The organism is Actinoplanes sp. NPDC019969 (genome assembly GCF_055562375.1).
Map to the genome: position 1 here is coordinate 430,438 of NZ_JBVHFK010000003.1, position 18,282 is coordinate 448,719.

At 72.5% G+C, this 18,282-nt stretch carries 13 protein-coding genes and 1 pseudogene; 4 read left to right on the plus strand and 10 right to left on the minus strand.

Annotated features, from left to right (window positions below):
- The 5 genes from ACZ3II_RS12130 to ACZ3II_RS12150 are packed head-to-tail and all read right to left on the minus strand — an operon-like array spanning position 1 to position 4,977.
- Positions 1–1,113, minus strand: a complete 1,113-nt coding sequence (locus ACZ3II_RS12130) for a DegT/DnrJ/EryC1/StrS family aminotransferase (RefSeq protein ID WP_465517645.1) — start codon at positions 1,111–1,113, stop codon at positions 1–3.
- Entirely contained in the window at positions 1,088–2,035 is a 948-nt protein-coding gene (locus ACZ3II_RS12135; protein WP_465517646.1) for a transketolase family protein, read from the minus strand. The genes ACZ3II_RS12130 and ACZ3II_RS12135 overlap by 26 nt, the downstream gene beginning before the upstream one ends.
- Complete coding sequence (locus ACZ3II_RS12140) at positions 2,032–2,844, minus strand: transketolase (protein ID WP_465517647.1); 813 nt, start codon at positions 2,842–2,844, stop codon at positions 2,032–2,034. The genes ACZ3II_RS12135 and ACZ3II_RS12140 overlap by 4 nt, the downstream gene beginning before the upstream one ends.
- Position 2,845: 1 nt before the next feature.
- Positions 2,846–3,586, minus strand: a complete 741-nt coding sequence (locus ACZ3II_RS12145) for a TylF/MycF/NovP-related O-methyltransferase (RefSeq protein WP_465517648.1) — start codon at positions 3,584–3,586, stop codon at positions 2,846–2,848.
- Positions 3,583–4,977 carry a tyrosine-protein kinase domain-containing protein gene (locus tag ACZ3II_RS12150; RefSeq protein WP_465517649.1) on the minus strand — a complete coding sequence of 465 codons (1,395 nt, stop codon included), beginning with the start codon at positions 4,975–4,977 and terminating at the stop codon, positions 3,583–3,585. The genes ACZ3II_RS12145 and ACZ3II_RS12150 overlap by 4 nt, the downstream gene beginning before the upstream one ends.
- A gap of 133 nt (positions 4,978–5,110) precedes the next feature.
- Here ACZ3II_RS12150 and ACZ3II_RS12155 point away from each other — a divergent pair, with 133 nt between their 5' ends.
- Positions 5,111–6,937, plus strand: coding sequence for a polysaccharide biosynthesis protein (locus ACZ3II_RS12155; RefSeq protein WP_465517650.1), 1,827 nt, complete (start codon positions 5,111–5,113; stop codon positions 6,935–6,937).
- A gap of 172 nt (positions 6,938–7,109) precedes the next feature.
- Here ACZ3II_RS12155 and ACZ3II_RS12160 read toward each other — a convergent pair whose 3' ends face one another.
- Together ACZ3II_RS12160 and ACZ3II_RS12165 are read right to left on the minus strand one after the other, a co-directional pair.
- Positions 7,110–11,918: a DUF4011 domain-containing protein gene (locus tag ACZ3II_RS12160; RefSeq protein WP_465517651.1), complete on the minus strand. Its 4,809-nt coding sequence runs from the start codon at positions 11,916–11,918 to the stop codon at positions 7,110–7,112.
- A 173-nt stretch (positions 11,919–12,091) separates the two neighbouring features.
- A complete protein-coding gene (locus ACZ3II_RS12165) occupies positions 12,092–12,715 on the minus strand; it encodes a LysE family translocator (RefSeq protein WP_465517652.1) in 624 nt (207 codons plus the stop codon).
- 70 nt (positions 12,716–12,785) lie between these two features.
- On the opposite strand from ACZ3II_RS12165, the gene ACZ3II_RS12170 reads away from it, so the two are divergent.
- Positions 12,786–13,679 (plus strand): LysR substrate-binding domain-containing protein, encoded by an 894-nt coding sequence (locus tag ACZ3II_RS12170; RefSeq protein ID WP_465517653.1) that lies wholly within the window; start codon positions 12,786–12,788, stop codon positions 13,677–13,679.
- 247 nt (positions 13,680–13,926) lie between these two features.
- Here the strand turns inward: ACZ3II_RS12170 and ACZ3II_RS12175 are convergent, their stop codons facing one another.
- Positions 13,927–14,337, minus strand: a complete 411-nt coding sequence (locus ACZ3II_RS12175; protein WP_465517654.1) for an STAS domain-containing protein — start codon at positions 14,335–14,337, stop codon at positions 13,927–13,929.
- A gap of 318 nt (positions 14,338–14,655) precedes the next feature.
- Between ACZ3II_RS12175 and mptB the strand changes: the two genes are divergently transcribed.
- Positions 14,656–16,068: a polyprenol phosphomannose-dependent alpha 1,6 mannosyltransferase MptB gene (gene mptB / locus ACZ3II_RS12180; RefSeq protein ID WP_465517655.1), complete on the plus strand. Its 1,413-nt coding sequence runs from the start codon at positions 14,656–14,658 to the stop codon at positions 16,066–16,068.
- Between the two features lie 74 nt (positions 16,069–16,142).
- On the opposite strand, the gene ACZ3II_RS12185 is transcribed toward mptB, so the two are convergent.
- On the minus strand, positions 16,143–16,550 hold the full coding sequence (locus ACZ3II_RS12185) for a hypothetical protein (RefSeq protein WP_465517656.1): 408 nt from the start codon (positions 16,548–16,550) through the stop codon (positions 16,143–16,145).
- 32 nt (positions 16,551–16,582) lie between these two features.
- Positions 16,583–17,059, minus strand: a complete 477-nt coding sequence (locus tag ACZ3II_RS12190; RefSeq protein ID WP_465517657.1) for a hypothetical protein — start codon at positions 17,057–17,059, stop codon at positions 16,583–16,585.
- A gap of 325 nt (positions 17,060–17,384) precedes the next feature.
- On the opposite strand from ACZ3II_RS12190, the pseudogene ACZ3II_RS12195 reads away from it, so the two are divergent.
- Positions 17,385–18,242, plus strand: a pseudogene (locus ACZ3II_RS12195) (NAD(P)-dependent oxidoreductase); the annotation flags it as partial.
- Between the last annotated feature and the right edge of the window lie 40 nt (positions 18,243–18,282).

Here is an 18,282-nt window from a genome sequence, read left to right on the forward strand (position 1 = left end):
CTAGCCGGCGCCGAAGAACCGGCGGACGCTGTCCGCCACGTGGTCGATCTGCCGGTCCTCCAGCTCCGGGTGCAGCGGCAGCGACAGCACCCGCCGGCACAGCTCCTCGGTGTGCGGCAGGCTCCAGTGCTCCAGGCCGAGCCCTTTCTGCTGATGCATCGGGATGGGCCAGGAGATCAGCGTCTCCACGCCGTCGGCGCGCAGGTGCTCGGCCAGGCGGTCCCGGGCGTCGGTGGTGACCGGATAGTTCTGGAACACGTCGCGGCGGCGGCTGTCGGCGTCCGGCCCGACCGGGATGCCGAGGTCCGGCAGGTCCCGCAGCCGCTCGTCGTAGAGCCGGGCCAGTTCCCGGCGGCGCTCGATCCAGCCGGGCAGCTTCGCCAGCCGGTAGTCCAGGATCGCCGCCTGCAGGTTGTCCAGGCGGCAGTTGTAGCCCCAGCCGTCGATCTCCGCCTTCGCCACCCGCCCGTGGTCGCGCAGCCGCAGCAGGTGCCCGGCCAGCTCCTCGTCGTCGGTGAGCACCGCGCCGCCGTCGCCGAGCGCGCCGAGCAGCTTCGCCGGATAGAAGGAGTACGTGCTGGCCAGCCCGAACGTCCCGGCGGTCCGCCCGTCCAGGGTGGCGCCGAGCGCCTGCGCCGCGTCCTCCAGGACCGTCGCGCCCACCGTCGCGGCGATCCGCATGACCTCGGCCATGTCGGCGGTCCTGCCGTTCAGGTGCACTCCGATGATCACCTTGGTCCGGTCGGTGACCTTGCGGGCCAGGTCGGCGGTGTCCATCAGATGGTCCGGGCCGATGTCCACGAACACCGGGGTGGCGCCGCGCAGCACGAACGGCGAGATCGTCGCGATGAAGGTGTGCGCCACCGTCACCACCTCGTCGCCCGGCCCGACGTCCAGGGCGTGCGCGAGCAGCCGCAGTCCATCGGTGCAGTTGCTCACCCCGACCGCCCGGCGCGAGGAGTTGAACGCGGCCAGATGGTCCTCGAAGTCGTGCAACTGCTGCCGCAGCATGAGGTCACCGGCGGCGATGGTGCCCTCGATGATCGGCAGCAGCTCGTCGCGCTGCCGCCGCCACTGCTCGGGGTAGTCAACGAACCTGACTCGCCAGTCCACGGTGCGCCTCCAGATGGTCACGGACCCGCCGCCGGATCGACTCCGGGTCCAGCTCGTACGCGGTACGCAGGTACTCCTGGTCGCCGACGACCGACAGCGACCGGGCCGGCAGCGCGATCCGGATCAGCGGCGCCGGGCTCGCCGACTCGGCCAGCACCTCGGCGACCGCGCTGCCCAGCCCGCCGACGACGGAGTGCTCCTCGACCGTGACGACGGCCGCGTAGGAACGGGCCGCCTCCTTGATCGCGGCGGTGTCGAACGGGGCCAGCCACGGGAACGAGGTCACGTCCGCGCGGATCCCGTCGCCGTCCAGCAGCTCGGCGGCCCGGCAGGTCACCTCGAGGATCGCGCCGGTGCTGCACAACAGCACCTCACCGCCGCGGGACAACGCGATCGACGCGCCACGCGGGGCCTCGATCGGGCGGGTGTGGACCGTACCCTCGCCGGTCTTGCCCAAGCGCAGGTAAGCCGGTCCGCCGCCGGCCAGCAGGTCGGTCAGCACCGCCCCGACCTCGGCCTCGTCGCCGGGCGCGGCCACCGCCATCCCCGGCAGCGCCCGCATGATCGCCAGGTCCTCGGTGGCGTGGTGGGACATGCCGAGGGCGCCGTACGCCATCCCACCGCCCACCGCCACCACGGTGACGTCGGCGTGGTGGTAGCAGATGTCGTTGCGGATCTGCTCCAGGCACCGCAGCGTCGGGAAGTTCGCGATCGAGTACGTGAACACCCGCCCGCCGCCCAGCGCGATCCCGGCCGCCAGCCCGGCCATGTTCTGCTCGGCCACCCCGGCGTTGATGAACTGGCCGGGCCGGGCCGCGGCGAACTCGTCCACCGCCCCGTAGCCGAGGTCGGCGGTGATCAGCACCAGGTCGGGATCGATCAGCGCGGCGGCGAGCAGCCCGGCGAAGAAGTTGTTCCTCATCCGGCCCCCACCTCGGCGAGCGCCAGCTCCAGCTCCTCCGGCGACGGCGGCCGGTAGTGCCAGAGCACCTGGTTCTCCATGAACGACACGCCCTTGCCCTTCACGGTGTGCGCGAGCACGCACCGCGGCCGGGCCGGCGCCGGGTCCCGCGGCACCCGCATCGCCTGCGCCAGTCCGGAGTGGTCGTGGCCGTCGGCCTCGACCACCTCCCAGCCGAACGACTCCCACTTGGCGGCGAACGGCTCCAGCCGCAGCGTCTCCTCGGTGGTGCCCAGCGACTGCAGGCCGTTGTAGTCCACCACCGCGACCAGGGTCCCCAGCTCGTGGTGGCCGGCGAACATGGCCGCCTCCCAGACGCTGCCCTCGTCGCATTCGCCGTCGCCGAGCAGCACGTACGTGCGCCACGGCCGGCCCGTCTGCCGGGCCCGCCAGGCCAGCCCGGCGCCGACCGGCAGGCCGTGCCCGAGCGAGCCGGTGGAGAGCTCGACACCCGGGATGCCGACGTGGCTGACGTGCCCGGACAGGTAGGAGCCGTTCTGGTAGTGCCGGTGCAGCACCGCCTCGTCGAAGAAGCCGGTTTCCGCGAGGACCGCGTAGAGCGCCGCCCCGGCGTGGCCCTTGCTCATGATGAAACGGTCCCGGTCCGGCCATTCCGGGTGCGCCGGGTCCACCCGCAGCACGTCGGTGTAGAGCACGGCCAGCAGGTCCGCGCAGGACAGCGCGGACCCGACGTGCGAGCTGCGGCCGGTGCTGGTCATCCGCAGCACGTGCGCGCGCACGGCCCGGGCCACCTCGGGGGAGCCGGTCATCTCAGAGGACCGCATAGCCGATGTACGGGTCGAACTCGAACCGCCGCAGCTCGAGCGTGTTGATCCCGACCTCGTCCAGCACCGCCGCCGTCTCCCCGGGCCACAGCGGGTTGTCCAGCTCGTCGAAGGCCAGCACGGCCCCCTTCGGCATCCTCGGCAGCAGGTGCCGCAGCGCGACGGCGGTCGGCTCGTACAGGTCCATGTCCAGGAAGAGCAGGCTGATCACCAGGTGCGGGTGCTCGGCCACGAACGCCGGGACCGTCTCGGTGACATCGCCGCGGATCAGCCGCGCCTTCGGCAGGTGGCCGAGGAACCGGTCGGTGTCGTAGATCTCCAGCAGCCGGTTCAGCTCGTCGAAGCTGTCCGCGGCCAGGTCACCGGCGCGGACCCCGGTGCTCTCCGGCCGGTCCTGCCCGGACACCGCCGGGAACCCGCCGAACGAGTCGAACCCGTACAGCCGCCGGGTCAGATTGGTCGGCTCCAGGGCCGCGCTGAGCTGCGCGAACGTCATGAAGCTGGAACCGCGGAAGACACCGCACTCGACGATCGAGCCCTTCACCGGCAGGACCAGCTTGAACAGCTCGTACAGGGCCGCGAACCGGGTGACCTGGGCCCGCCGGGCGTACCGGGCCATGTTCGCCAGCCGGGTCGGCAGGTCGTCGCCGCTGTTGCTGAACACCTCGGCGATCGCGCCCGGCACCTGCTGCTCGGCCGGGGTCTGCAGGCCACCGGGCCGGGTCATGAGGCCACCTCCAGCGACATCCGTCCCCACCAGCGCCGTCGTTCCTGGCGCGGTGCGGTGTACTCGTCGAAACTCGGCGACGCGTCCGGGTCGCGGCGCGGCACCATGTTCAGCACGCAGCCGAGCAGTGTGGCGTTCACCGCGTGCAGCGCCCGCACCGCGCCCTCCACCTGGGCGTTCGTGGTCCGCCGGGAGCGCACCACCAGCAGCGTGCCGTCGGCGCGGGCCGCCACCACCTCACCGTCGGTGACCGGCAGCAGCGGCGGGCAGTCGAAGATCACCACGTCGAAGCGGCGGCGCACCTCGTCCACCACCTCGGTCATCCGCGGCGAGCTGAGCAGCTCGCTCGGGTTGTGCGGCGGGTGCCCGCCGGCCAGCAGCCACAGCCCGACACCCCACGGCTGCACCGCCTGATCCAGGGCGGCCGAACCGCCGAGCACGGCGCTCAGCCCGGCCTCGCCGTCCAGGCCGAGGAACCGGGCCAGCCGGGGCCTGCGCAGCTCCGCCTCGACGACCAGCACCCGCTGGCCGGTCTCGGCGAACAGCAGGGCCAGGCTGCACACCGTCGCCGACCGGCCCTCCCGCGGCACCGCGCTGGTCACCGCCAGGGTCTTCAGCGAGGTCCCGGCCGCGACGGTCTGCAGCAGGGTGCGGACCTGGCGCAGCGCCTCGGTCCGCGCCGACGCGCTGGCCGACACGAACGGACCGGCCGACGTCGGCGCGGTGTCGTCCTCCGGCACCCGTGCCAGCACCTGGGTGGCGGTCAGCGTCCGCAGCGACTCCGCGGACCGGACCGTGGTGTCGGAGACCTCGCGGAGCACCGCCGAGCCGCCGCCGACGATCAGCCCGGCCATCACGGCGAGGGCGTAGTTGTCCAGCTGGCGCGGGGCGACCGGATCCACCTCCAGGCGCGGCCCGTCGACGATCTCCACCCGGACCGCGGAGCCCTTGCCGGGTTCCGCCTCCAGCTGCTCGACGGTGGTCTTGAACAGCACGGCGAGACGCTGCGCGAGCAGCAGCGCCCGGGGCCGGTCGGTGTCCTCCACGGTGACCTCCATCAGTACCGTGTCGGCGATGGTCTCGGCGGTGAGCCGTTCGCCGATCTCCTCGGGGGTCAGGGCGATCCCGGCGCCCGCCGCGAGCGGCGCCGCGATCTCGTCGCTGGCCAGCAGTTCGGCGTACGTGGCGAGCCGTCCCGAGGAGAACATGCTGGCCGGGTAGAGCTCGGCGGCCTCGGCCATCGGCGCGGTGAAGAAGAACGTGACCCGGGCGGCGTACACCGGAGTGGTCCGGACGTTCACCACCAGGGCGACGCCCAGCGCGATCAGGATCGAACCCACCAGCAGCCACCAATGTCTCTTGGCAACACGGAGGTAATCGCGTAGGCCCATGCAGACCTCCCCGTTCCGTGGCTACCAGCCAGATTAGGGGCATACACGACGTCTCTGGGCAGTATCGAGCAATACCTCTTTAAGGTGGAAAAGGCTGATAATCTTGCGGCGAACCGAACCCGCGGGAGGACAGTTGCGCTCGCGAGACGACCTGTTCGCACCACTCCTCGACGGCGCGGCCTGGGCGATCGGCCTGGCGGCGGCGGTGCTCATCCGGCCCGGCGCCGATCCGGGACGGCTGGCCGGCACGGCGGTCGCCGTCCTGCTCGCCGTCGCGTTGCAGGGCGCGATCGGGCACGCCGTGCATCTGTATCGCGGGCGGTACCCGTACGCCAGCCTGGAAGAGGTCCGCGCGCTCGCCGTGACCGTCGCGCTGACCGCGACCGCCGTCCTGGCCGCCGGAACGACCCTGTCCCGGCATCCGGTGCCGTTCAGCGCCCCGCTCGAGGGAGGCGCGTTCGCGCTGATGCTGATGCTGAGCCTCCGGTACGCGCACACCCTGCGTCACCAGCGCCGGCGGCGGCCGGACGAGCGGGTCGCCGCCCCGGTCGTGCTGTTCGGCGCCGGACGCACCACCGACCTGCTGCTCAGGTCGATGCTCGACGACCCGGACGGGCGCTACCTGCCGGTCGGGCTGCTCGACGACGATCCACGCAAGCGCCGGCTGCGGCTGTCCGGGGTGCCGGTGCTGGGCAACCGGAGCGACATCGCGCCCGTGCTCGCCCGGACCGGCGCCACCATGGTCGTCTTCGCCGTCGCGAACGCCGAGGCGGACCTGCTGCGCGACGTGCGGGACCGGACCGTGGCGGCCGGGGCGACGTTCCAGGTGGTGCCGTCGGTGACCGAGCTGATGGACCATCCGGTCGAGGTCGGCGACATCCGCGACGTCTCGGTCGCCGACCTGCTCGGCCGGCACCAGATCGAGACCGACCTGGACGCCATCGCCGGTTACCTGGCCGGCAAGCGGGTGCTGGTCACCGGCGCGGGCGGCTCGATCGGCTCCGAGCTGTGCCGGCAGATCCACCGCTTCCACCCGGCCGAGCTGATGATGCTCGACCGCGACGAGTCGGCGCTGCAGGCCACCCAGTTGTCCATCGACGCCCGGGCCGGCATCGACGACCCGTCGGTGATCCTCGCCGACCTGCGCGACGCCGCGCACCTGCGGCAGATCTTCCGGACCCGGCGGCCGGACGTGGTGTTCCACGCCGCCGCCCTCAAGCATCTGGCGCTGCTGCAGCGGTTTCCCGGGGAGGCTGTCAAGACCAACGTCCTGGGTACGCTCAACGTGCTGGACGCCGCCGCCGGGGTGGAACGGTTCGTCAACATCTCCACCGACAAGGCCGCCGACCCGAGCAGCGTCCTCGGCTACAGCAAGCGGGTCACCGAACGGCTCACCGCCTGGACCGCCTCGGTCAATCCCGGGACCTTCCTCAGCGTCCGGTTCGGCAACGTGCTCGGCAGCCGCGGCTCGGTGTTCACCACGTTCACCGCGCAGATCGCCGACGGCGGCCCGGTCACCGTCACCCACCCTGACGTCACCCGCTATTTCATGACCGTCCAGGAGGCGGTGCACCTGGTGATCCAGGCCGCCGCGATCGGCCGGGACGGTGAGGCCCTCGTGCTGGAGATGGGCGAGCCGGTGCGGATCGCCGAGGTGGCCCGGCAGATGGTGGCATTGCGGCCGTCCCCGGTGGAGATCCGGTACACCGGGTTGCGCCCGGGGGAGAAGCTGGCCGAGGCGCTGTTCGGCGCCGGTGAGGTGGACCGGCGCCCGTTCCATCCGCTGATCTCGCACGTCGCGGTGCCCCCGCTGAGCGCCGCCGACCTGGCGGGACTCGATCCCGACGCCGCTCCGGACGACGTGATCGCCGCTCTGTCCTACCTCTGCACCCCACCCCTGGAGTGTGTTGAGTTCGGCCGTCCCGCGCGCCCCAACTCAACACCCAGAACGGTGTGTTGAGTTCGGCCGTCATGCGCGCCCCAACTCAACACGCGGAACGGTGTGTTGAGTTCGGCCGTCATGTGCGCCCCAACTCAACACGCGGAACGGTGTGTTGAGTTCGGCCGTCATGTGCGCCCCAACTCAACACGCGGAACGGTGTGTTGAGTTGGGGCGTCATGGGCGGCCGAAATCAACACGCGGGGTTGGCGGCGGGTTCCAGGGCGCGGACCGGGCGGTCGGACAGCGTCAGGCGGGGTGATCCGATCGCCGATTCGAGGGCCGCCCGCAGCCGGGCCTCCTCGAGATCCCGGTCGCGGTACCAGGCGACCGCCCAGATCCGGTGCAGCTTCCAGCCCAGGTTCGTCAGCACCTGCTCGCTGAGCCGGTCCCGGTCGCGGGCCGCGGAGCAGCCGGCGTACGCGGTCCCGTCACAGCGGATGCCGAGCGCGTACCCGCCGTCGGCCCGTCCCGGCACCTGCACGCCGATGTCCACCCGCCCGCCCGACGACCCCAGCGACGCGACTGCCGGATAGCCCCAGGACCGTACGGTGGCCAGCACCGACTCCGGGAAGACACTGCCGTTCGCGGTGTCCCGTTCGGTGATCTCCAGGGCGGCCGGCCCGCGTTCGGCGTAGTCGAGGTAAGCGGCGAGCAGCCGTACCCCCTCGTTGTCGGTGTCCGGCACGTCGCGGGCGCTGATCGAGGTGACGATCTCCACCCGGTAGCGGGCGCGGGTGATCGCCACGTTGAGCCGGCGCCAGCCGTTGGGCCGGTTCAGCGCCCCGAAGTTCGCGCTGATCTTGCCGGACTCGTCGTACCCGTACCCGATCGAGAAGATCATCACGTCGCGTTCGTCGCCCTGCACGGTCTCCAGGCTCTTGATGAAGAACCCGTGCAGCCGGTCGTCGTCGAGGATCCGCTCCAGGCCGGGCCGGCCGGCCGCGAGCGCGCCGACCGCCCGTTCGATCGCCTCGGCCTGCGCCACCGAGAACGTCACCACCCCCAGCGACAGCCCGGGCCGGGTGGTGAAGTGGTGCAGGATCCGCTCGGCCACCCGCTCGGCCTCCCGGGGGTTGTCCCGGCCGGTGCTGCGCCGGTACACGCCGCCCGCCGCGATCAGCGCCACCCCGGTGTCCGGGCCGGCCGCCGCCGCGCTCGGGAAGACACTGAGCCGGTTCTGGTAGAACTCGTGGTTGGAGAAGGCGATCAGCGCCTCGTGCCGGCTGCGGTAATGCCAGTTCAGGCCCAGGCTGGGGAACGCGCCGCAGCCCTTCGCCAGCTCCAGCACCGACTCGAAGTCGAGCACCGGCAGCTCCGCCTCGGACTCCTCGGCCGACCCCAGCGACCGCTCGAAGAACGACGTCGGCGGCAACTGCCGGTCGTCTCCGGCGGTGATCAGCGCGGCGCCCCGGTAGATGCAGTTGATCGCGTCGGCCGGGGTGACCTGCGACGCCTCGTCGAAGATCACCACGTCGAACCGGATGTCCGCGGGCAGCGAGTGACTGACGGTCAGCGGCGACATCAGGAAGCACGGCCGCAGCCCGAGGATCAGTTCGCGGGCCTGCCCGATCAGGTCACGGACCGGCAGGTGCCGGCTGGCCTTCATCGCCTCCCGGCGGATCAGGTCGGCGGACGGGCCCTCGGTGGTGGGGCGGCGGGTCGCCACCGCCTCGGCGATGTCCCGGGCGGCGGTGGTGCCGAGCCGGGCGTCCAGGGCCTGGAAGTCGGCGACCAGGCGGTCCCGGTCGGCGGCTCGCCACGGCCGCAGCCGCTGGTCGGCCCGGATCACCGCGTCCGCCCAGGACCGGAACACCGCCCGTTCCACGGCGGGGCGCACCTCGTCGGTGGCAGCCCGCCGGTCGGCGCAGAACTCGATCACGCCGTCCAGGCCGTACCCGCTGAGCACCGCCCGGGCGTCCTGCGCGGCGAACCACTCCTCCTGCCCGCCGGCGTCGGCCCGGATCTCCTGCAGGAACCGCTGGGCCCGCTCGTGGTCGGCGAGCCGGGCGGTCAGGTCGGGGTGCCGGGCCGGCGCGAACGCCTCCAGCATCTCCTGCCGGGCCTCGGCCCACTGCTCGGCGAGCCGGGACAGCCCGGCCACCGGCCGCAGGTTGCGCAGCGCGTCGGCCTGCGCGGCCGACATCGGCTGCTCCTGCCCGGTGAGCAGGGTACGGGCGGTCGCCGTCCACTCGATCGCCGCGGACAGGGCGGCGTCGTCGGTGTCGGCGCCCCGGTAGGAGTCGCCGAGCACCGCCGCGTAGTCACCGGCCCGTTCGGCGAGCGCGGCCTCGGCGGCGGCCACCTCCTGCCGCAGCCGTCCCAGGTGCGACACCTCGGCGAAGTTGAGGGTGCGGCCGGTCGCCACGTCGTACGCGTGCACCACCGCCGCCGCCGCGGCCAGCGCCACCCCGTGCGCCCGCAGCCAGCCGAGCGCCGCGTCGATCGGGCCGGCCACCAGCTCCGGCCGGTCCGCGGTGAACGGGCCGGGCTTCTGCCCGAGGATCGCCTCCCGGGCGGCGGTCGCCTGGCGGATCAGCTCCGGGTCCGGCTTGGCGGTGCAGATGTACGCGGCCACGGTCCCCATTGCCGTCGACGGCGCCGACCGTACCGCCGCCTCGACCACCTCCAGGGCCTCCTCGACCGCGGCGAAGTCCGTGCCCGCGCCCTGCCAGTAGTGGCCCAGCACCGGCCCGTACGCCTGCTCGGCCGCCGCCAGGTCCTGCCGGGCCCGCTGCCAGGCGACGGCGGTGTCCAGCCGGGGCAGCGCGTCCCGGACCGCGACGCCGGGCAGCACGAACGCCGCCACGATCTGCCGGTCCTTGCGGTACGGCCCGAACATCCGCCGCCAGCCCCGGTGCACCCGCGCGAACCGGTCGGCCAGCTCGTCGAGCGGCTGGGTGAGGATGCCCTCGGCGAAGAACGGCCGGGCCCGTACCTCGGCGGCGACCAGATTCTCCATCGCCCGGCGCAGCACCTGGGCGCCGCTCTTGACGGTCGCCGCGGTGCCCGGGCCGAACCAGAACGGCTCCGGCCGGTGCGGTTTCGCGCCGAGTTCGGCGATGTCGGCGACCCGGCCGATGTCGGCGACCCGGACCGCGTTCGGCAGCCCCAGCTTCGCGGTGATCCGGTCGACGGCGGCGCGGTGCCGTTCCAGGGTGTCGGCGGCCTCGGTGCACGCCTGCGCCTGCCGGTCCGCCTCGGCCGCGGTCAGCGGGTCCAGGTCGACCGGTTCCGGGGTGAGCCCGGCGAGGCTCGGCACCGGCGGCAGCTCGGCCGGCAGCGGCAGCGCCGACCAGGTGGTCCCGGCGCGCTGGGTGGCGGCGTCCCGGGCGGCCCGGACCGTGGTCAGGTCCCGGCTCAGCGCTTCGGCGGCGGCGCGGATCGGCCCGAGGTCGGGAGTGCTCACCCACGCGTCGGGCACGTGCGGCGGCCGTTTCCCGGCGTGCCCGGCCAGCCGGGCCAGCACGCCCGCGTCGTCCGGGCCGTCCAGCCCGAACGGGGACGTGTCGCCGTGCCGGGACCGGGCCAGCCCGGCCAGCGCCCGTTCGGCACGCGACAGCAGCTCGTCGAGGGGTTCCCGGCGCAGCACGTCCCGCCACGGCAGGGTGTCCCGGTCGACGACGGTGCGCCAGGCGGCGGCCAGCCGGTCGGCGGCGTCGCGGATCCGGCGCAGCGAGTCGGAGGTGACCGTCTCGATCGGGATCACCGGCACCGGGGCGGCCGGGGCGTCGACCAGCCCGGCGCAGATCCCGAGCACGTCGTGCAGGCTGCGGCCGAGCGGTTTGCGGACCTCGTTCATGGCGTACGCGTACGCGCTGAGCTGTTCCCGCAACTCCCGCGGCGCGCGCCGGTCGAGCGCGGCGGCCCGCCCGGCCGGCGCCGGGTCCTCGTCGAGCGCGGCGGCCAGCGCGGTCGCCACCTCCTTGCGCCCGGCCTTGTTGCCGTGCAGTTCCAGGACGTGCCGGTTGAGCCCGGCCTCGACCAGCCGGTGATGGACGACGTCGAGCGCGGCCGCCTTCTCCGAGACGAACAGCACCCGCTTCCCGGCGTGCAGCAGGCAGCCGATCATGTTGGCGATGGTCTGCGACTTGCCGGTGCCGGGCGGGCCGTCCATCACGAAGCTGTGCCCGGCCACCGCGGCGGCGACGCAGGCCCGCTGCGAGGCGTCGGCGTCCAGGACCAGCGGGATGTGCTCGGGCGGGGCGAGCCGGTCGATGTCACCGGCGTGGATCGGCGCGAACCGGAACTCCGACTTCTGCCCGTCGGTGCCGGCCAGCGCCCGTACCACCGGGTGGGCGACGATCCGGTCCTCGTTGACCAGCAGGTCCCGGTAGATCGCCTCCTTGTGGAAGGTCAGGTTGCACAGCAGCATGGTGCGCTCGACGTACCAGCCGCGGCGGCGCGCGACCAGCCCCTGCAGCGCCGACCAGACGGCGGCCACGTCCAGGCCGCTGTCCGCGTGCACGGCGGGCGGTTCGATGCCCAGGCGGCGCAGCCGGATCGCGAGCGCCGGGTTGAACACCGGGTCGTCGTCGCGCAGCCGCAGCCGCGGCGGGTCACCGGGGCCGGGCGTCACCAGCTCCACCGGCAGCAGCAGCACCGGCGCGGTGAACGGCTCGTCCTCCTCGTCGCGCCAGTGCAGCATGCCGAGCACCAGGTGCAGCACCGAGACGCCCCGGTCCAGGTACTCCTGGCGGGCCTTCTTCGCCAGCCGCCGCAGCACCGCGTCCAGGGCGGTGTCCGGCATCTCGCTGCGGAACACCTCACCGCAGGCCGACCCGGTGGTGGCGAGCCGTTCCGGGTCGGCGCCGGTCCCGGCCATGCCGCAGTCGTCGTCCCGTTGCAGCGCGGCCACCACCGCCTCCGGCTCCGGCCCGACGATCTCCACCAGGTCCGGGTGGTCGACCGGAAAGTTGATCAGCCGGTTGGTGTCACCCAGGTCGACGAGGCTGTCTCGCCAGGCGTGCAGCGCCGCCCGCACTTCCGCACGGTCTCTCATGCCCCAATTGCAACAAAAATTCAGATTCCCCGTACGCGTTCCGCTCATTTCCGGCCACCGCGGGGCGTGTGGAGTTCGGGCGCGCATACCGGCCGAACTCCACACGCGCGGCGGTCGCTGTCCGGTGTGTTGACTTCGGGCGCGTATGGCGGCCGAACTCCACACGCCTGGGGTCAGTGGTCGACGGCGAGGCGCAGTCCCAGCACGATCAGAACCCCGCCGGTGACGGTGTCGAGGCGGCGGCTCAGCGTGCGGCGCGGGCGCAGCCAGGCGCCGATCCGGCCGGCGAACACCCCGACCGCCCCGTCGATCAGGAACTCCAGAACGATCAGGATCACCCCGAGCACCGCGAACTGCGCCCACACCGCCCCCGCCGCGGGATCGACGAACTGCGGCAGGAACGCCACCGAGAAGGCGATCATCTTCGGGTTCGACAGGTTGGTGAGGAACCCGGTGAGGTACGCCCGGCGCCCGGACATCACCGGCCCGGACGGCTCCAGCGACGAGCCGCGCTGCCGGATCATCTGCACGCCCAGGCAGCCCAGGTAGACGGCGCCGGCCACCCGCAACGCCGTGAACGTCTCCGGCACCGCCGTGAACAGCGCGGTCAGCCCGGCCGCCGCGACGGCCACGTGCACCGCCTCGCTGGTGGCCAGCCCGGCCGTGGCGAGCAGACCGGCCCGCGGGCCGCTGCGCATCCCGCAGCCGAGCACGAACAGCATGTCCGGCCCCGGCGCGATCATGGCGACCACGGTGGCGGCGGTGAACGCGGCGAGCAGATGCGGATCCCACGGCATGCGGTCAGCCTGCCGCCGGACGAGCATAAGATCCATACCGTACGCCGCCACCTGAGCATAAGATCCGCTGATGCTCGATCCCCGGAGGCTCGCCCTGCTGCGCGACGTCGCGGAGGCCGGCACCATCGCGGCCGCCGCCGAGCGGGCCGGATGCACCGCCGCGGCCGCGTCCCAGCAGTTGTCCGCCCTGGAACGCGACGTCGGCGCCGCCCTGCTGGAACGCTCGGCCCGCAGTGTGCGGCTCACCGAGGCCGGCCGGGTCCTCGCCGAGCACGCGGGACGGCTCCTCACCGCGCTCGACGAGGCGGAACGCGCCGCCCGCGACGTGGCCGGGCTGCGTGGCGGCACGATCCGGGTCGCGGCGTTCGCCACCGCCGGGACCAGCTTCGTGATCCCGGCGCTGACCGTGTTCCGGCGGCGGCATCCGGAGATCGAGCTGCGATTCAGCGAACTGGAATCGGATCAGGCGCTCCCCGGGGTCCGCTCCGGGGCGATCGATCTGGCGGTCACCCACGAGTACGCTCCGCTGTCCCGCCCCGACCTGCACGGCCTCGACCAGCGCCCGTTGTACCGCGAGCCGATGCTCCTCGCCGTGCCGGACACCTCCGCGACCCGGCCGGTGAACCTCGCCGCCTTCGCCGCCACCCCCTGGGTCGCCGCCCTGACCAGCACCGGTTTCCAGGCCGCCACCGAGATGGCGTGCCGGGCCGCCGGTTTCGTACCCCGCGTCGACATCCGGGTCCACAGCTACCCGATGGTGCTCGCGATGGTCGCCGCCGGTTTCGGCGTGTCCCTGGTGCCACAGCTCGCCGCCGTCCCCGAGCCCGGCGTCACCTACCTGCCGATCGCCCGCCCCGCCGGCCTGGCCCGTCAGATCTACGCCACCAGCCGCAACACCGACCGTTCTCCCGCGGTCCTCGCCCTCTCCAGCTACCTGCACGACGCCCTCACCGCCCCCGCGTGAGGCTTCCGGCGCACGGTCCGCGGGCCTTCTCCCACCCCTTGCTCTGGTACGGGCCACCTCAGTCCCGTGTCTCGCGGCGGCCACGGTAGGCGTGCCCTCCCGGCCGTCCGGCGGGTGCGGGTCATGCATGCACGTCCCGGTCACCCCCCGGCTGGTTGTCAGGGCTGCCTCAGCGCAGCTGAGGCAGCCCTGACAACCAGCCGGGCAAAAGCCGATCCACGGCATGGCCCGGCACGGGCGCCGCCGGTCAGCCCCGCGCCTCCTCGTGCACCGGCTCGACCGGCCGGCGGATCCGGTAGGCCGCGGGCTCGTCGTTGCGGGCGCGGAGGTCGGAGCCGGTGTCGAGCGACAGGAAGCCGGCCACCCCGGCGGCCCGCAGCACGTCACCGACCAGCCACTGGGCCTTGGCGACGCGGTACCCGCAGTGGCGCCGCAGCGCCTCCTGCCGCCCGGTCATCAGGCTGCGGATGCCGGCTGCCGCGAGGCTGGGAACCCGGCCGAGGTCCACCACGAGCATCCGGACCCCGGGCTGTTCGACGGCGTTGAGCAGGATGTGCGTCAGCGCCTCGCTGACGTCCTGGTCGATGTCACCGGTCACCACGATCCGGACGACGCCGTCGCCCTCGTCATGCTTGCTCACCGCGAACGGGCCGGTCATCAGAGTCCTTCCCTTCGGCGGCCGGGCGCTACCGATTCTGGACCATCAGGCGGTGCCCGCGGGCCGGGATCACCCCTGCGCCGGTGGAGTTCCCCAGGTCGGGCACCACCGTTCGGCCGGGTTCCATGGCCCTGACGGGTCAGCTCACGGTCGTCACCCGCGGTGTTCACGGCGTCGCCGCACGGGCCGCCTGGCCGTGCGGTTCGTCACAAACCGCCACTATCGACCGCCTTCGCCGGTCGTCCCGGGTTGCTACCTTGGGTTATCGTTCGCCGGTCAGAAGTTGGTGGAGACCGGATGGACCAAATATTGTTGCCCGTGTCATTGACGTTCATCCGATGGTTCGGCCTGTCCGGCTCGGTCATGCTCGCCGTGGCCGGCTGGCTCGGCGGCGCGCATCCCGACGCCGACCTCAGGTCCACCCCGGTCAGCATCGCGCAGGGTCCTTACGGTCCGGCCATCCTCGGTCTGTGGCTGTTCGGCACGGCGATCCAGGCCTATGCGTGGTGGTCCGCCCGGGACCGGGTGCCCTCGGTCCGCTGGGGCCTGATCACGGCGCTGCTCTGGTCGCTGCCGTTCCTGCTGACCCCGCCGGTCGGCAGCCGCGACTTCTACTCGTACTGGTGCCAGGGTGAGATGTTCCTCAACGGCATCGACCCGTACAAGTTCGGTGTCGACGCCCTGCCCTGCACCTACCTGGAGACCGTGTCGCCGATCTGGCGGGAGAGCGTCACGCCGTACGGGCCGATGTTCATCCTGGTCGCCGCGTTCGCGGTGTGGCTGGGCAGCAACCTGACCACCGCGCTCGTGCTGTTCCGCCTGGTCACCCTGGCCGGCATGGCCGCGATCGCGGCCGGTCTGCCGGCGCTGGCCCGCCGCTGCGGCGTCGACCCGCAGCGTGCCGTCTGGGTCGCGCTGGCGGGGCCCCTGATCGGGGCGCATCTGCTGGGCGCGCCGCACAACGATGCGGTCATGCTCGGGTTCGCGGTGCTCGGCTTCTTCGTGATCGTACGAGCCCCGTCGCACCCGGTCGCCCTGCTCGCCGGGGGCGCGCTGCTCGGCCTGGCGTTCTCGGTGAAGGCGACCACCGTCGTGCTGATCCCGTTCGCCGTGCTGGTCGCCGCCCGCTCGTTCGTCGCCTCCACGGCGCTGGTCGGCGGCGGCGCGCTCGCCTCGTTCGGCGTCGTGACGGTCACCAGCGGCCTCGGTTTCGGCTGGGTGCCGGCCATGCAGGGCAGCGTCTCGCTGATCCAGTTCTCGTCGCCGCCGACCGCCGTCGGCATGACGATCACCTACCTGGGCCGGCCGTTCAGCGCCGACTTCAACGCCGTTCCGTTCGTCCGCAACGTGGCGCTGGTGCTGCTCGCCGTCACGCTGGTGTGGCTGTGGGTGCGCGCCCTCCGTACCCCGCAGCAGTATCGCCCTCGGGCCGCCCTGAAGGGCGCGGCTCTCGCGCTGACCGCGTTCGTGGTGCTGTCGCCGGTCTTCCACCCGTGGTACGCGCTGTGGCCGCTGACGTTCCTCGCCGCCACCACCGTGCGCAACCAGGCCATGATGGTGGTCGCCATCGTGTCGGCGTTCATCGTGCTGCCCGACGGCAGCGGCCTGACCCGTTTCGTGAAGTTCCCCGGCGCCCCGATCATGACCGTCATCCTGATCGTCCTGGCGGTCCGCTACTTCCGCCGGCGCCAGGCCGCCTCCCGCACCCCGTACCCGGTCACCACCGCCTGACGGCCCACCCCCCGGCTGGTGCTCCTGGCTGTCTCCCGCGACCCGAGGCAGCCATGAGAGCCGGCCGGGGGTGTTCAGTCGATGATCCAGTTCACGACGGATTCGCCTGGGCCCGAGAAGCCCAGCAGCACCGTCACGCCGACCAGCAGCGTCCCGGCCAGCAGCCACCGCCAGGCCCGCCGGTCCGCGCGCACCACCGGACTTGTCAGCCGCGCGATGCCGGCGACGAGCAGGCATACCGCGATCAGGCGCCCGAAGATCGCCGTGTACAAAACCGCCAGCCCGACCCATCCCAGCGCGCCGGGCCAGATCTCGACCGAGCCCGGGGACTCGTCGCGGAACGACGGGATGTACGGCTCACCGTGCAGGTAGGCGGCCCGCCCCAGCGCCGCCGCCGCGACAACCGTGAACCACCCGGCGTACACGAACAGCCATCGGGTGAGTCGCGGCGGGGGCGCGGGCCTGGTCAACGTGTCCGTCATGGGCGCATGTTATCGATGAATGCCAACCGGGGCTACGGGGTGCGGAACAGCGCCATTCCGCCCGGCACCCGGATGTTGTAGGCCTTCACCCCGGTGCGGCTCAGTTGGAAGGTCACGTGGAACGTGTACGAGCGGTAGCAGGGCCAGCCGACCCGGGCCAGGCAGGAACTCGCGCTGATCACGCCCTGCATGTAACGATACGAACCGTTGCTGCTCGTGGTTCGTATCGTGGTCCCGTCCAGGAAGAATCCCAGATTCTTGCCGGTCGAATTGGTGCGGTTCTTCGAGACCGAGGCGCCCCAGGACATCGGTGCGGTATTGCTGCACACGTCGAAGGAGAAATTGACCTCGGCGTATCGCAATTTACTGGTCGGCGAGCCCGGGAAGAACTTGAAGGTGGGGTGCTTGCAGGTGGCGGCCTGGGCCGGGCTGGGCGCGACGAAGGCCAGGGCGAAGACGGCCAGGAGGGCGGCGATGCAGGTGGTGACCAACTTACGCGTCGATGACATGGTTCTCCTTCCGTTTATCGGGCTATTGATGAAAGGCTATTGTTCGGCGGCTCCGGAGTCGTCCGCCGAGGGTTTGTCCCGCCGTAAACTTCGGCGGTACGGAATTCCTCGGTCCACGGTTTACCGGCGACGCGCGGGTCGACCACGTGCGTTTCCGGAGCGGGCGGGTTCTTCCGGCGTTCCAGGAACTCGTCACGAACACCGCCGGGCCGCAGCAGCATCCTGGTCCCGCGAGGCCGGGAAGATCAACGGCTGCTTCGCTCGAGGACGAGGCCAGCGGCCCCGAATTGGCTCCTGAAAGCCGGGCCCCAGCCGCCGTAACGTCGCAGGAATGACAGTCGGATTCGTCGGGCTCGGTGTGATGGGGCAGCCGATGGCTCTCAACCTGGCGCGAGCCGGGACCGAACTGATCGTCTGGAACCGCACGCCGGAGCGTGCCGAGCCGTTACGGGCCGCCGGCGCGCGGGTGGCGGCCGGCCCGGCGGACGTGTTCGCCGAGGCGGAGACGGTGATCCTGATGCTGGCGAACGACCGGGTGATCGACGAGGTGCTGGGGCGGGGGACCGGCCGGTTCGCCGGCCTGGTCGGTGGCCGGACCGTCGTCCACATGGGGACGACGGCGCCCGCGTACTCGGCCGGTCTCGGCGCTGACGTGCGGGCCGCCGGTGGTGCGTACGCCGAAGCTCCGGTCTCGGGATCGCGCGGACCGGCGGAGGCCGGGGACCTGGTGGTGATGATCGCCGGAGGCGATGCCGGGGTCGAGGACGTGCTGCGGCCGATGTGCCGGGAGATCGTGCGGTGCGGGGACGTGCCGGGCGCGCTGCTGATGAAACTGGCCGTCAACACGTTCCTGATCAGCATGGTGACCGGGCTGGCCGAGGCGTTCCACTTCGCCGGGCGGCACGGGCTCGACCAGCGGACCCTGCTCGCCGCCCTGGACGCCGGGCCGATGGCCAGCGCGGTCTCCCGGGTCAAGGGCCGCAAGTTGGCCGACGAGGATTTCACCGTGCAGGCCGCGCTCCGTGACGTGCTCTACAACAACGAGCTGATCGTGGACGCCGCCCGGCAGGCAGGTTTCCCGGCGCCGCTGCTGGAGGCGTGCCGGGACCTGTACGCGCGGGCCGACGCGGACGGCCACGGAGGCGCCGACATGGCGGCCGTGATCAGGGCCTTCACGGATTGATCGCGATGGCTACCCTGTGCCGATGCCGCCACGCGCCAGG

Bases quoted from the DNA above. Each gene is read 5' to 3' on its own strand.
- ACZ3II_RS12135 (WP_465517646.1), bottom strand. From the start codon at position 2,035: ATGAGGAACAACTTCTTCGCCGGGCTGCTCGCCGCCGCGCTGATCGAT.
- ACZ3II_RS12140 (WP_465517647.1), bottom strand. From the start codon at position 2,844: ATGACCGGCTCCCCCGAGGTGGCCCGGGCCGTGCGCGCGCACGTGCTG.
- ACZ3II_RS12145 (WP_465517648.1), bottom strand. From the start codon at position 3,586: ATGACCCGGCCCGGTGGCCTGCAGACCCCGGCCGAGCAGCAGGTGCCG.
- ACZ3II_RS12150 (WP_465517649.1), bottom strand. From the start codon at position 4,977: ATGGGCCTACGCGATTACCTCCGTGTTGCCAAGAGACATTGGTGGCTG.
- ACZ3II_RS12160 (WP_465517651.1), bottom strand. From the start codon at position 11,918: ATGAGAGACCGTGCGGAAGTGCGGGCGGCGCTGCACGCCTGGCGAGAC.
- ACZ3II_RS12165 (WP_465517652.1), bottom strand. From the start codon at position 12,715: ATGCCGTGGGATCCGCATCTGCTCGCCGCGTTCACCGCCGCCACCGTG.
- ACZ3II_RS12170 (WP_465517653.1), top strand. From the start codon at position 12,786: ATGCTCGATCCCCGGAGGCTCGCCCTGCTGCGCGACGTCGCGGAGGCC.
- ACZ3II_RS12175 (WP_465517654.1), bottom strand. From the start codon at position 14,337: ATGACCGGCCCGTTCGCGGTGAGCAAGCATGACGAGGGCGACGGCGTC.
- ACZ3II_RS12185 (WP_465517656.1), bottom strand. From the start codon at position 16,550: ATGACGGACACGTTGACCAGGCCCGCGCCCCCGCCGCGACTCACCCGA.
- ACZ3II_RS12190 (WP_465517657.1), bottom strand. From the start codon at position 17,059: ATGTCATCGACGCGTAAGTTGGTCACCACCTGCATCGCCGCCCTCCTG.